Below are 13714 nucleotides of genomic sequence, written 5' to 3'. Positions count from 1 at the left end.
GCGCGACGCGCTGGAAGGTTGAATCGTCATACCCGTCGCCCGATACTTTCGAGATCAGGCCGCTCCGTGCGGGGCGGCGCCGGCTGCGGGACTCTGGAGTAAGCGTAATGGACATCAGCAGACGCGAAATGCTGGGCACCTGCGTCGCTACTGGAGCAATGTTGGCCACCGGTCCCGCGTTGGCGCAAGCGCCCGCCCGTAAGCGTCCAAACATCGTCCTCATTCTCGCCGACGACATCGCCTACGAGTGCTACGGCGCGTACGGCAGCACGCACTACCGGACGCCGCGGTTCGATGCGTTGGCGCGCGAAGGCGCGTTGTTCACGCACGCATACGCGCAGCCGCTGTGCACGCCGTCGCGCGTGCAGTTGATGACCGGCAAGTACAACTTCCGCAACTACGTGAAGTTTGGCGTGCTCGATTTCGCCGAGCACACCTTCGCCAAAATGCTGAAAGAAGCGGGATACAAGACGTGCATCGCCGGCAAGTGGCAGTTGAGCCCCGGCGATCTCGATGGACCGCGCAAAGCTGGATTCGACGAGTACCTCCTCTGGCACTTTCAATTCGAGGGTCAGGCGCGGACCAACGCCGGCGAGTTCGCGGACAAAGGGTCGCGCTACAAATCCCCCAAGCTCTACTGCAACGGCAAACGCGTCGAAAACACCGAAGGAAAGTACGGACCCGATCTGTGCGACGAGTTCATCGCCGAGTTCATGGAGCGCAACAAGAGCGAACCATTTCTGGTCTATTACCCGATGATCCTCGTGCACGAACCGTACGAACCCGTGCCCGGTTCGCCGGACTGGGAGTCCGGCGGAAAGGACACGAGACACTTCCCCGACATGGTCCACTATATGGACAAGTGCATCGGGCGCGTCGTGGACAAATTGGACGCGCTGGGTTTGCGCGAAAACACGTTGATCATCGTCACCGGCGATAACGGCACCGGGCGCGAGATTACGTCTCCGTTACCGGGCCGCGGCGTGGTGAAGGGCGGTAAAGGGACCATGACGGACGCCGGCACGCACGTAGGCTTCGTCGCAAATTGGCCGGGCCGCATCAAACCCGGTACCGTCGTGAATTCGCCGATCGACTTCTCGGACCTGCTACCCACGATGGCCGACGTTGCCGGACTCCCCATCCCCGACTACGCCGACGGGCAGAACCTGATGCCGATCATGACCGGCCGCGAAGATAAGGCGCGCGGTTGGGTATTCATGTCCTACGCGCGAAACCCGGAATCGCAAGCGGATTACCGGCACTTCGTGAGCGATACGCACTGGAAGCTGTATTCGGATGGAACCCTGTTCGATTTATCGAAAGACATCGACGAGCAAAATCCGGTTTCCGGAGCGGATTCAGAAGACGTTCGCAACCGGCTGCAACCGATCCTCGACAAAGTCCTCAAGAGGAAATAGGAATTCGTGGCGGCTACCGGCCAAGAATCTTGCGCAATGTTTCGACATGGCGTGGTATGGCGGTGCGCGGGTCTTCGCTTTCTTCGTATTCAAGGACGAGATACCCGCGATAACCTGCATCGCGCAGGATGCCGACCACGCGATTAAAGTCGGCCGGTTCCTTTTTGCCCGCGCGATTGATCATTACCTTGAGTTGTGCATTGACCGTGTACGGCGCGATCTTCGCAAGGTCCGCATAGGGGTCGGCGGTCGCAAAGTTGCCGCCGTCAAAGTTCACACCGAACCAAGGCGACTCCTTCACACCCTCGATAATGCGGAGCATTTGTTCGGGCGTCGCCGTAATGCCTCCGTGGTTTTCGAGCGCCAGCATCACGCCCTTTTGCGCGGCGTAGTCGAGAGATTCATTGATGCCGCTGATGCACCGCGCAAGCGCCGTTTCCTCCGTATCGCCCTGCGGCACGTTCCCCGCGAAGATGCGAATGACCGGCGCGCCGATCACGGCGGCATGATCGATCCACTCGCGCGTCATCCGTAGCTCTTCTTCGCGCTTCGGCCCATCCGGCACACAGAAATCGTTGCCAATCGCCGTCCCGGAAATGTCGAGACCCAGACGAAACGCGAGTTGCTTCAGGTTAAGCAGATACTCCGGCGTGACCTCGGCCGGAAAGTAGTACGACGTAGGTTCGCACCCATCGAGATTCAGTTCGGCGCAGTAACGAACGAAGTCCTCCAATTTCATCTCCGCCTTCGCATACTCCTCTGCGGATGCGCGCTTCGGCAAGATGCTGTGGAATGAATAGGCGGCAAGGCTGAGCTTCATGTACGGCCCGTGCTCTCGCGCAACGGGCGCCGCGGCCCAAGCGCCGGTGGGAATTAGTGCGCTGCCCCCAAGCGTTGCAGCGGTAAGAAACGACCGACGGGACAGCGAATGTGCAGACACGTTAACCTCCCCTGCGCAGCGCCGGCGCCGCCCTCGCACCAACGGCGATCGCACATGTATCGAGTAATTGAAGAGACCTACAATGGAACCAAACTGCGCGCAATTGCAAACAATGGTGCAGGGTATACGCCACGGGCGAGCGTCGCGGCCTCGGCCGCGAAGCGCGCTCCCTCCTCCGCCATCGATGGCCACGCCCGCTCGAGCGACACAAGCATTCTTGACGAAACAGGATACTCCCGCCGGCATCAAATCTAATCAATACGGGGAAAGATGGTGGGCCGTGCAGGAGTCGAACCTGCGACCTTGTGATTAAGAGTCACCTGCTCTACCAACTGAGCTAACGGCCCGCGCGGTCGTCACGCGAAGGGGAGGCTCGCGGTCCGGTGTTGGAGGCGGCGCCTACCCCAAGGGAAATCGAAAATGGAGCGGGAGACGGGACTCGAACCCGCGACGTCAACCTTGGCAAGGTTGCACTCTACCACTGAGTTACTCCCGCTCAGCGAAAACGTATGCTATCATACGAAAATCCTGGAGATCAATCCAGGGTTGAGCAATTCGGATACGGCGCGGCTACGGGCGGCGGCGCTACGACGCCACGGTTTTGCCGTGAAGTGAGGTGCCGTCATGGACACGCTGCCCGAAGCCATCGAGACCCTGCCAACGCGCGCTTTTTCCAAGGGCGACATCCTCATGGACGAAGGCACGGCCGAGTCCGAGTTGTTCTTTTTGACGAGTGGTTCGGTCGAGGTTCGCAAAGAACAGGAACTCATAACGCGCATTCGGGAACGCGGCGCGATGTTTGGCGAGATGTCCGTGCTGCTCGGTTGCCCGCATACGGCGACGGTCGTTGCATCGACGGACGTGGAATGCCGGGTCGCCGCGGACCCCATCGCGTTCATGAAGGCAAACCCCGAGGTGATGTTCTACGTCGCGCGCATTCTCGCGCGACGGCTCGAGTCGCTCAACCGGTATCTCGTGGACGTGAAACACCAGCTCCGCGAACAGGAAGGGCACCTCGGAATGATTGACGAGGTCCTCGACGCTCTGATGATTCGCCACCCGCGCCAAATTCAACCGCGTCAGACGGCCGGCGAGTAGGTTTGTTCCGGCGCGTTCAGGTCGATCGTCTCTTCACCCTCCGACGATTCCCATGTGGCTTGCATGGTGTCAAAATCGATCGAGATGCATGTGGGTATCGAAGACATCTGCCGACCGGGGTTAAACACCCACGTTTCGCCGATGCGATCGTGCCACGAGCCCATCGCGTAGAACGGCGAGTTGTGGATATGCCCGCCCAGGACGATTCCCGGTTTGAGCCGGGCGATCAGTTCCGCCACGAACGCATCGCCGGAATACACTTTCCCGTTCCATGAAGTCCTGGAACCCGTGGGCGGAGCGTGGTAGACCCAAATCCATCGCGCCTCGCCCCGGCGCGCCGCGTCAGACTCGAGAAGGGACTCAACGCGTGACTTGGCGTCGTCCCCTTCCCACCACGGGCAAATCGTGATCATGAGTCCATCGAAGAAGACCGATTGCCGGTCTACGGACACATTTTCGATTTGCACATGTTGCAACCATTCCGCGCAGCGCTCGCCCTCCGCGTTTTCGTCGTCGAGGTCGTGGTTGCCGGAGCATACCGCTACGGGAACAATAGCCGCGAGGCGCTTCAAGTATTTCTCGACAACGACGATCTGCGTGTCGACATCCGCGTGCCCGGCTAGATCGAGCAGGTCGCCCGCCAACACGAGCATGTCGTGCCGCGCGGCGCGATCGAGCAACCAGTCGAATTGCTTGATGCTATAGTGCAGATCGGAAACGACGAGCAGCTTCACGCGCGGACTCCCGTTACGGTTTCTGCCCGGCGGTCACCGCTCGGACTATAGCACATCTTCCTGCATGCGCTTGGCCATGAGCGGAGGGCACCCGTTGCAGCGATGGGTGCTGGTGGACGAACCCGCGGGGATTTCGTGCGGCAACGAGTTGTCCTTAATCACACTGGTCAACTTTCGTCCGAAAAAGTGCCCAAGGCTGAACTGCTCTTGGCCGAGCACAAGCCCGCACGTGTACATCGTGCCCTCGGGGCCGACGCACGCCATCGTCGATGGCAGGTCGCAATGCGGCTGTTCCTCGTGATCGTGCAGGCCGTCCGCGCAGTGAAGCGGAATGCCGAGTTCCTCGACAAACCGCGCGGATTCGATATGCTCACCATCGGCGAAAACGCGGGTCTTGCTCGCGTTCAACTTGCGCAGCACCCCGGCGTCACCGGGATCGAGCGGCACATAGGCATGGATGCCGACGACCATCTCGTGCGCAGTCTGCGCCCACTGACACAGTTGCAGCAGTTGGGGAACTTGCTGAAGAGGACTCCCCACGCTGACGATGATGCTTTTCACCCCTATCGAGGAAGCCTCATCGATTACACACATCCATTCGTCGGGGGACAGTGATTTTTCCGCGGCGTCCGCGGCGGCCTTCTCGGCCGTTCCGGGCAGGTGAATCCACAAGTACTTCACGCCCTGGCACGTGTCGCCTTCATGACCTTTGCAACACCGCGTCAACGCGCCCGCGACCGCCTGCGGCAGCGCAAACGGGTTGTCCTCGGTGTAGATGTTCTGCCAGCGCTTTCTTGAAGTCACGACTCGTACGCCTGCCTACTTGTCCAAGCCCGCCAACCGGTGGTTGACGTCCTTTAACGCTCCGTACACATCTCGATACACGGCATACCGCTCGGCGTATTCCCGCGAGCGGCGTGCATCGGGATCGCACACATACAGGATTTTCACCGCGCCCGCCAGCGCGGCTTTCACGTCCGTGACAAGCCCTGCTGCCTGCCCGGCCAGGAGTGCAACACCCAGCGACGCGGCCTCGGTCGTCTCCAATACCGCGACGGGTACGCCCATAATGTCCGCCTTACGCTGCGTCCAGACGGCGCTCTTCGCGCCGCCCCCAACCGCGCGTAAGCGCGCTATCCCAACTCCTGCGGATTGTAACATTTCGAGGTTCAGTTTCATTTCATACGTGACGCCGGAGAGGACTGCGGACACAATCTCCGCGCGGGTCGTGTTCAACGTCAAACCCAGGATCGCGCCCCGGCTGGCGGTGTCGAAATGCGGGGTGCCCGTCACCGTAAAGTGCGGCAGTATAAGGAGTTTCTCAGGGTCAGCAGGTACGGCGTCACAGAGAATCTCGTAGACGTCTTTACCCGCCGCGTCCGCCTCCCGCCGCTCCTCCGCCGCGAAAGTGTCCCGATACCATTTCAGCAGCGATCCGCCCGTAAAATTGAACGCAATCGACGCATAGAGACCAGGCACACAACTTGGATAACAGCAAAGGTTTCCCGCCACGGTCCGCTCGGTGACCGAGTAGGTCTCATATATGGGGCAGATACAGTCGACTGTCCCCGTCGCATACACCGCCTCCCCGCTCTCGAGAATCCCCGCACCAAGCGCTCCCGCCGGTTGGTCGTGTCCGCCCGTCGACACAACGATGCCGCGCGGAAGCCCTATGTCGTTCGCAACCGCGTCCGGAATCGTGCCGGCTACGGTCCCCGACGCGGCAGTCTTCGGCAACAGTTCGCACGGCACACCGGCGATATCGAGCAATTCGTGCGACCAGTCGCCCTTTCGCACGTCGAGCGCCATAGTCCGCGCAGCGAGACTGTGACTCATAATCGGATCGATGCCGAGGCGCAACTGCACAAAGTCTTCGTAGCAGTGAAAGCGCGCCGCCTTGGCGAAGACCTCAGGCTGGTTTTGCTTGAACCACAGAATCTTGTTCAGCGAATACATGCCGTGCAGCGGCATCCCGGATATCTGGGCAAGGTCCATGCGCGATTTGCGCTCGAGCCACCACGCCGGCAGGTCCGCCGTACGCGCATCGAAGGTAACCGGGCTGTTCGTGAGACACGACCCATCTTTGCCGACAGCATGGACCGCCTCCCCCTGCGCGGACATCGCCATCGCACGGATCGGATCGCCCTTCGTCTTTTGCGCGACTTCCCCCAACACCTCGCGCACGCAACGCCACACGTGCTCGGGTTCGAGTTCTTGCCAACCCGGCCGCGGCGACAGCAACGGATATTCGCGGTATGCCGAGGCAATTGGCTTGCCATCGAGATCGAACGCGACGCCCTTGGTGCCGGTCGTGCCGACATCCAACCCCAACAAACTCATTCGGCAAAGCTCCCTCTCACCCGCTCCCCAAGCGGAATCGAGGTATTGTGCGAAGTGGAGTCAGGGATTGCAACGTCGCCAAAACACTCTCAACACGATTTCTTCGTGCTCGCCCTTCGTACTTCTGACTCACGTCTACTTGCGGCGCTTACGCGTTTGGCTTAACTTAGAAAGCGGCACGAAGGTCTTCGAAGTGCGCTTGGCCTCGCCGAAATCCCGCGCATCCGCGACGTCTTCCCATGCAGCGAGAAGTCGATTGTAATCACGAACCGAAAGCACCACCTGCGTGCGCTTTCCGGACTCGTCCACAATGAATCGAGGCACAATAGATGGGGTTGCCATTGCTTAGTTTCCTTGCTTCAAACAATGCAAGTGTATCACGAGCAAGCCATCGCTTCACGCATCGCTATATAGTAAAAACGGGGCGCGGCACTCGCACGTGCCGCGCCCCGCTGAATACGTTTGTAGCGTTGCTAGTGCGCGCTTCCGCCTTCCCCTTCGAGGTGAATCGGCTTATAGCCGCCCTGCGATTGGAAATAAACGATTAGGATGATATAACACACGAGCATGATGCACGGGAGCACGGCGACCGTGCGCAGTGCGCCCTTGCTCGCGAGCATGCTAACCTCCTTCACGACCGCCTTGTTCTCCTCGCTCTCCGCTTCGAGTTTCTTCTGGTCGACGGTCAAGTAATCGCCGAAGATACTGGTCTTCTTCTCCGTGACCAGGTTGGCGTGGAACTGGGTGTTGTTCTTCTGATCGTACGCGAGCAGGTCGCGGTCGATCGCGCTGTCCTGAATCTTGCCCATGAACACCGCGCCCACGATTCCCACACTGAGCATGCCCACGCCCGCGATGGTGTTAATCGTCATCGCGCCGCCCTTCGGGAAGCGCTCCGCCACGACACCGAGCATCGTCGGCCAGAAAAACGTCTTGCCGAACGCGTACAAAGTCGCCGCCAGCAGGATCATCACGCCCGACGCATACGAAAGTGAGACTAGCCCCAGTGCCGCGATCGCCGCGCTCGCCGCGAGCAATCCGAGCGGCGAAATGCGGTGCACAATCGAACCCGCGCTGAACCGCAACACCATCATGATGAACGACGTGTACACAAGAACCCACGCGGCGTTCAGACCGAGCTTGCCCATCTCGCCTTCCATCAACGGCGTGATCCAGCTATCCGTACCAAGTTCCGTGGTCGCAAGCGGCATCATGATGAACAGCAGGAATATGAACAGAGGTTGGCCCAACGATTTCGTGAACGCGCCAAACGCCCCGACCAACACGACGATGATCGCAATGTTGAGGTACGGAATCTTTCCACCGGCGATTTCAAACGCACCGAATCGCGCAAAATCAAACACGCGCCCCACTTCGAACGTCATCAAGCTGACGATGATGAGTGCGCCGAGAATGCCGACTTCCTTCAACATCGCATGATACGAGACGCCCGCCGCGACGCGTTCGTGCACCGGGAACTTGTGCCCAATCATCATGACGCCATACACGATGGTCGGAATTAGCACCAGACCGACCTTCCACTTCCAGCTTTCTATTCCGAAAGCCGTTAGAGCAATCGCCATCACGCCGCCAACCACCAAACCGCCTGGCCAACCCGCGTGCAGGATATTGAGCCACTTCGTCTTCTCTTTCGAGAACATCGTGGCGACGACGGGATTGATAACAGCCTCGACCGAACCATTGCCCAGCGTCATGATGAACGTCGCGAGATAGAGCGACCAGTATCCCGTCGCGAAGATCGTCATCACGCACGAAACGACGTGGCAAACGAACGCGAACGCCATCGCCCGGCCGTAACCGATCTTGTCCACGATTAAGCTGAACAGCACGATACTTATGGCGAACGGCCACAGCCCCGCGCCGAAAATTTCGCCCTGTTGCGTCGGCGACAAGTCGAACTCCGCGCCAAGGTCCTTGATGATCATGCTGCGGACAACGAACCCGAACGCCGTCGCAATGAGCGACATGAAACAGGCCCAGAACAGTGCTTTGTCGGCCTTGGTCTGGCCGGCTTCGGCTTGCGCACCCATGTTATCCCCTTCCCTCTCGTGTTACGGCTGGGGCCCTTCCCAGCGTGACGCCCTCTTTGCTGCTACAGCGTTTACCGGAGCGGCCTCGCGCAGACACGCGCCTCCCGCGTCTGATAAGGATTTCGCACCCGGCCCCCGCCGCGCAGCGGTTAGGCGAGATACTACTCGCTTTGCGCGAAACCGTCAAGGAATAATGGCCGCCTCGAACGCCGGCTGTATCGCAAGGCAGCCGAATCGAGCGCAAAGCCGGGACGCTCTCCCCTCAACGTCGAAGCCCGCCGCCATTGTCCAAACGGACATCGTAAATTGGCGAGTATGGACAGACATATCGTCCGTCCAAATGACGGGCTGCGCAAAGGCTGGGCCGTGTTTCACCCTCGCTCTGTCTTGCGCACAAAGGGAGCACGGGCATCGTGCCCGTGCGTCCATGCACGAATAAGTGCGACATCCGTGCCCCTTCGGTTCGGTCGGTCCTTCCTGTCCTTTTGGTCCCTTAGGTCCTTCAAAACTCGGCCCTTGCACCACTCCGGAGCTCTTGTTAGAATGTTGACGACGCCGATGGTGGGTCTTTGCGGGGGTGAAGTCTCCTAGTGTAGACTTGTTCGGCACAATTTATGGAGCCAGGAGACCTGTACATGCACAGCATGTTGCGGTGGGTAGGCGCGGCAATCGCGCTGACGGTGATGGTTCAGGGTGTCGCCCAGGCCCAGTGGACGTGGAGTCCGCAGACCGGCCGGTGGATCAACGTGAAGCGCCTTCCCAAAGAAACCCCCGAACTCCAAGTCGAGTTCGCGCGCAGCCTCATGGTCCAAGGCGACTACAAAAAGGCCCTGCGCGAAACCGAGAAGTTCAAGGACTACTACAGCGACACGGAATGGGCGGACGACAACCAGTATCTCCGTGGCGAGATCATGTTGGCGCAAGGCGATCTGCTGCCGGCAGCGAAGGAATTTCAGCAAGTCGTCGCTGTCTATCCCGACAGCGACTTGTTCGATCAAGTCATTGCGAAACAATACGAGATCGGCGACCACTTCTACGATCGCGGCACCGCGAACCTGAACAAGGGCTGGTGGCACCCGTTCCGCAAGCGGCCGTTCCGCCGCGCGATAACCGTGTACGCGATGGTGATCGACAACCAGCCGTTTACGGATTCCGCGGCCCAGGCACAGTACAAGGTAGGCCTCTGCCACTACACGTTGGAAGAATATAGGGAAGCGGCGTTCGAGTATCAGCGCGTCATCGACGATTACGCCGCATCGGACTACGTGGACGAAGCGAGCCACGGCCTGGCCATGTGCCATTACAAGGACTCGCGTCCGCCGGCGTACGACCAATCGCCCAGCTTGTTGGCCGTCGATGCGGTCGACAATTTCAAGCGAAAATTCCCCGACGACAGCCGCGTCGCCGAACTGGATTCCATCAAGACCGAGATGTTGAACCGCGTCGCCGAACAGCGGTTGCGCACGGCGAAGTTTTACGAGAAGCGCCGCAAGTTCGATTCCGCGGCTATCTACTATGAGGTGGTCGTCGAGCAGTTCCCGAGTACGACCTCCGCGCCGGAAGCCCAGGCATGGTTGGAACAGCACGGACACAGCAAGCGTTGGCAGGCCCCGTCGTAATGCGCCGGCTCCTGTTGCCCCTGCTCGCCGGCGGGGTATTGATTTCGGCGGGCTGTGGATACACCACGAAAAGTTCGCTGGACGAGAAGTACCAGACAATCTTCGTGTCCGCGTTCCAGAACACGAGCCGCCAGTACGACCTTCAGGCGCCGCTCACCAACGCGATCACGCGGAAATTCATCACCGACGGGCGCCTGCGCGTCGTCGGGCGAGGCGAGGCCGACCTCGTCCTCGAAGGCATCATTCGCGATTACCGCCTAAAGGGCATCACCTACGACGAAGACGACGAAGTGACCCAGTTCCTCTGTGTTGTGCTCGCGAGCGCGCGCCTTACGGAAGGCGGCACCGGCCGCGTCGTATGGGAAGAGAAAACGATGGCCGGCGAAACCAGCTTCTACACGCGCGCGTCCGGCCAGTCGTCGGACCGCCTCCGCGGCAATGCCGAAGCGTTCCTGCCGAGCGTACGTTCGTTTTCGACGGAAGAGGAAAACCGCGGCGCATCCGAAGCGCTCGAACAACTCGCCTCGGACATTTTCTATCGCACGGTCGAGCCTTGGTAGGCCGTGGACGTCGCCGAATTCCTGAAGACAAGCGGTAAAGGCAAACCCGCAAACGTCTACCTCTTCTGTCCGCACCGGGCGCCGAAAGCGCGCGAAGCGACGTTTGAACCGCTGCTGGCCCACCGCGCGGTCGATGATGTCGTCGCGCGCCACGTCGAACCCTCGATGCGCGACCTCAGCTACCACCTCTACTACGGCGACGAAACCGCCGCCTCGGATGTTGTCGACGCCGCGCGCACGCTCCCCTTTCTCACGGAGTACCGCGTCGTTGTCGTGCACGCAGCCGACAAGTACGAGTCCGAATCCAGCGGCGCGGCCTTGCACGCCTATCTCGAATCGCCGAACGACACCACGATACTCATGCTCATCGCCCCGCGGATCGACAAGCGATTGAGGTTGTTCAAACTGTGCGAGAAGCACGGCGTCGTCGTCGAATGCCCGGAAATGCACGAGCGGGAAGCCGCGGCATGGGCACGGAACGAGGCACAAGCGCGTGGAAAAACGCTTGGCGCGAATGCGTCCGTACTGCTCGTCGAACGCAGCGGCACAAAACTCTCTGACGTGCTCAACGCGGTCACACTCGTCTGTAATTACATCGGCACGGAATCGACAATTCAGGAGTCCGATGTACACGCGGCGTGCGCCGACGTGGCCGAGGACGAGATTTGGACGCTGACGGACGCCATCGCGCAGTCCGACACCCGCACGGCGCTGCTGACCTTGCGGACCGTGCTCGACATGAACAAGAGCGAGTTCGAGATTCTCAGCACGATCACGTGGCTTATCAAGACCGCCTATTTCGCCGCGACGGCCAACGCCTCCCGCGTGAAACCGTTCCTGGCAAACAAGGTCAGACCCCTCGCGGAAAAGCTCGGAAAGGAAAAGTTTCGCGACGCGTTCGCGCTGTGCATGAATACGGAAGTGATGCTCCGCTCGACCGGCGTCGACCGGACCCTCGCGCTCGAACTGCTGGTCATCAAGCTCGCCGCGCCCAGGCGTCCGGCCAGGCCGTCGCGCGCCAGTTAAACGGTTGCAATGCGCCGGAATCCGCCCCTAGAATACCCCGCTGCGGGGAATACGGTAAACTATAGGCAGATACTAACCGGGTGCGGCCATGAGCTGCGGCGAATTCGCGCGCACATTCGCACTGCATCGCAGGAATGAAAAAACCGGATGGCGGTAATTCCACAGACCCAACTAGGTCCGCCCCGCGGCGGAAATTTTGAATATCACTGGTCCGGTCCGTTTCTCGAAGCGCACCTGTTGTCGGACGTGGGCAAGAAGCGGCAGCGCAACGAAGACGGCTGCACGCTGTGCGTCCCGGAGGACAGGGAACTCGCCCGCGAACGCGGCATTCTATTTGCCGTGGCCGACGGGATGGGCGGCGTGAGCGGCGGCGACTTTGCCAGCCGGCTCGGTCTGCAAACGCTCGTCGAGGAATATTACGCGCGCAACGAGACCACCGCGCCCGAGCGCTTGCAGGAAGCCGTCAGCCAGGCCAACCGCCGCATCTTCCAGGAAGCGGAGAATCATCCCGAGTTCTACGGAATGGGCACCACCATGTGCGCGCTGCTCGTGCACGGCGATCACGCGTACATCGCGCACGTCGGCGACAGCCGCCTCTACCTCTACCGCGACGCCCTGTACCAGGTCACGGAAGACCACAGCCTCGTGGCCGAACAAGTGCGCAACGGATACATCTCGGAAGACGAAGCCCGCACGCATTCGCTGAAAAACCTCATCACGCGCGCGGTCGGAACAAAAGACGCCGTGAAGGCAGACCTCTACGCCGTCAGGCTCAAAGTCGGCGATACAATCATGATGTGTTCGGATGGATTGTCGAACCTCGTCGATGACAACACCATCGCAGGCATACTTACCGGCGGCAATCTGCAAGGCGCCGCGCGCGTACTCGTCGGCCGCGCGCTTGAAGGCGGCGCGCCGGACAACGTGACAGTGCTGCTGGTGCGAGTCTTGGAACAGCCGTTCAAGACGAGCATGGCCCAAGGCGCAAAGCCCGTCACCTTGGGAAAGCCCGGCCTCTTCGGCTCGATTCGCCGCCTGTTCTCGTAACGCCCCGTCTCCCCCATTCCGTGCGCGTCGTCACGATTTCCGCATAACGTCAAATCCGCGCCCCGTCTACGCCGGAATGAATGCGGCATCCCCCCGCGCGTCCTGATCTACGAGTATTGCGAACGCAAGGCTGGAACAATCCCAGCAGACGAAAGGAGCGTTGGTTATGCGAAGGTATACAATTGCGGCCCTCACAGTAGCGCTGATTTCGGCGCCGGCCTGGGCCCACGGCGCCAGCGTTTCGGTTACGGCTCCCTACAACTTCTACGTGCCGAACATCGCGGTTGGCGAACCGCATGGCGGTCATCACGGCCACCATCAGCACGGGAAACACTGCAAGTACGTCCCCGGCCGCTACGAAACCGTGTATCAGCGAGTGTGGGTCCCCGGCTACTACCGAACGGACTATGTGCCGCCCGTCTACAAACACAAGACGGTACACGGCGTCACGTTCACCGTGATGGTGTCCAACGGTTACCACACGAAAGTCTGGGTGCCCGGACACTACACGACGAAGACATACAGAGTGTGGCGTGACGGATTCTGGACCTGCAGTCGATAGCCCGAACGCACGCGATCAATGCGAAGTGCCGCGCAAGTCCTGCGCGGCATTCGCTTTATTCGCTGGAGATAGTTCGGCAAGAAGCCGCCACTGGAACAGTCGCCACCCATTTGATAAACTTCACGTACAAATCACGCATTCTCACCTTCGGTCGGGGCGTAGCGCAGCCCGGTTTAGCGCACTTGCCTGGGGGGCAAGGGGTCGCTGGTTCGAATCCAGTCGCCCCGACCATTTTTCACTCTTGCCCATGCACGACGTCCGGTTTTTCGAACTTGCTGCTTCGCAAGTGCCACAAATTCCGCTTTCGACTTGCATGGCA

At 60.3% G+C, this 13714-nt stretch carries 13 protein-coding genes and 3 tRNA genes; 8 read left to right on the top strand and 8 right to left on the bottom strand.

Annotated elements, in window-relative coordinates; genetic code table 11:
- Positions 1-107: 107 nt before the first annotated feature.
- Positions 108-1418: a sulfatase-like hydrolase/transferase gene (locus HUU46_05915; GenBank protein NUM53159.1), complete on the top strand. Its 1311-nt coding sequence runs from the start codon at positions 108-110 to the stop codon at positions 1416-1418.
- 13 nt (positions 1419-1431) lie between these two features.
- On the opposite strand, the gene HUU46_05910 is transcribed toward HUU46_05915, so the two are convergent.
- The 3 genes from HUU46_05910 to HUU46_05900 all read right to left on the bottom strand — a co-directional run bounded on the left by HUU46_05910 (position 1432) and on the right by HUU46_05900 (position 2854).
- On the bottom strand, positions 1432-2604 hold the full coding sequence (locus HUU46_05910; protein NUM53158.1) for a sugar phosphate isomerase/epimerase: 1173 nt from the start codon (positions 2602-2604) through the stop codon (positions 1432-1434).
- Between the two features lie 25 nt (positions 2605-2629).
- Positions 2630-2705: transfer RNA gene (locus HUU46_05905), tRNA-Lys, on the bottom strand.
- Between the two features lie 74 nt (positions 2706-2779).
- Positions 2780-2854, bottom strand: a tRNA-Gly gene (locus tag HUU46_05900).
- A gap of 128 nt (positions 2855-2982) precedes the next feature.
- On the opposite strand from HUU46_05900, the gene HUU46_05895 reads away from it, so the two are divergent.
- Positions 2983-3456, top strand: a complete 474-nt coding sequence (locus HUU46_05895) for a cyclic nucleotide-binding domain-containing protein (GenBank protein ID NUM53157.1) — start codon at positions 2983-2985, stop codon at positions 3454-3456.
- On the opposite strand, the gene HUU46_05890 is transcribed toward HUU46_05895, so the two are convergent.
- The 5 genes from HUU46_05890 to HUU46_05870 form a co-directional block, all read right to left on the bottom strand.
- Positions 3438-4190, bottom strand: a complete 753-nt coding sequence (locus HUU46_05890) for a metallophosphoesterase (protein NUM53156.1) — start codon at positions 4188-4190, stop codon at positions 3438-3440. The two genes, HUU46_05895 and HUU46_05890, sit on opposite strands and share 19 nt — an antisense overlap.
- 45 nt (positions 4191-4235) lie before the next feature.
- Entirely contained in the window at positions 4236-4994 is a 759-nt protein-coding gene (locus HUU46_05885) for a hypothetical protein (GenBank protein ID NUM53155.1), read from the bottom strand.
- Between the two features lie 15 nt (positions 4995-5009).
- Complete coding sequence (locus tag HUU46_05880) at positions 5010-6530, bottom strand: hypothetical protein (GenBank protein NUM53154.1); 1521 nt, start codon at positions 6528-6530, stop codon at positions 5010-5012.
- A 135-nt stretch (positions 6531-6665) separates the two neighbouring features.
- A complete protein-coding gene (locus HUU46_05875) occupies positions 6666-6872 on the bottom strand; it encodes a hypothetical protein (protein ID NUM53153.1) in 207 nt (68 codons plus the stop codon).
- Positions 6873-7003: 131 nt separating this feature from the next.
- Positions 7004-8581, bottom strand: coding sequence for an MFS transporter (locus HUU46_05870; GenBank protein ID NUM53152.1), 1578 nt, complete (start codon positions 8579-8581; stop codon positions 7004-7006).
- Positions 8582-9216: 635 nt separating this feature from the next.
- Here HUU46_05870 and bamD point away from each other — a divergent pair.
- The 6 genes from bamD to HUU46_05840 all read left to right on the top strand — a co-directional run bounded on the left by bamD (position 9217) and on the right by HUU46_05840 (position 13626).
- The gene (bamD, locus tag HUU46_05865; protein ID NUM53151.1) at positions 9217-10200 is read left to right on the top strand and encodes an outer membrane protein assembly factor BamD; all 984 of its coding nucleotides are present in this window, start codon (positions 9217-9219) and stop codon (positions 10198-10200) included.
- Complete coding sequence (locus HUU46_05860) at positions 10152-10760, top strand: LptE family protein (protein ID NUM53150.1); 609 nt, start codon at positions 10152-10154, stop codon at positions 10758-10760. Before bamD ends, HUU46_05860 begins: the two co-directional genes overlap by 49 nt.
- Before the next feature lie 3 nt (positions 10761-10763).
- The gene (gene holA / locus HUU46_05855) at positions 10764-11786 is read left to right on the top strand and encodes a DNA polymerase III subunit delta (GenBank protein ID NUM53149.1); all 1023 of its coding nucleotides are present in this window, start codon (positions 10764-10766) and stop codon (positions 11784-11786) included.
- Between the two features lie 147 nt (positions 11787-11933).
- Positions 11934-12833, top strand: coding sequence for a Stp1/IreP family PP2C-type Ser/Thr phosphatase (locus tag HUU46_05850; protein NUM53148.1), 900 nt, complete (start codon positions 11934-11936; stop codon positions 12831-12833).
- Positions 12834-12999: 166 nt separating this feature from the next.
- Complete coding sequence (locus tag HUU46_05845; protein NUM53147.1) at positions 13000-13395, top strand: hypothetical protein; 396 nt, start codon at positions 13000-13002, stop codon at positions 13393-13395.
- A 152-nt stretch (positions 13396-13547) separates the two neighbouring features.
- A tRNA-Pro gene (locus HUU46_05840) sits at positions 13548-13626 on the top strand.
- Positions 13627-13714 lie beyond the last annotated feature (88 nt).

The organism is Candidatus Hydrogenedentota bacterium (genome assembly GCA_013359265.1).
GTDB lineage: Bacteria > Hydrogenedentota > Hydrogenedentia > Hydrogenedentales > SLHB01 > JABWCD01.
This window is presented reverse-complemented; position numbering and strand designations above follow the sequence as displayed.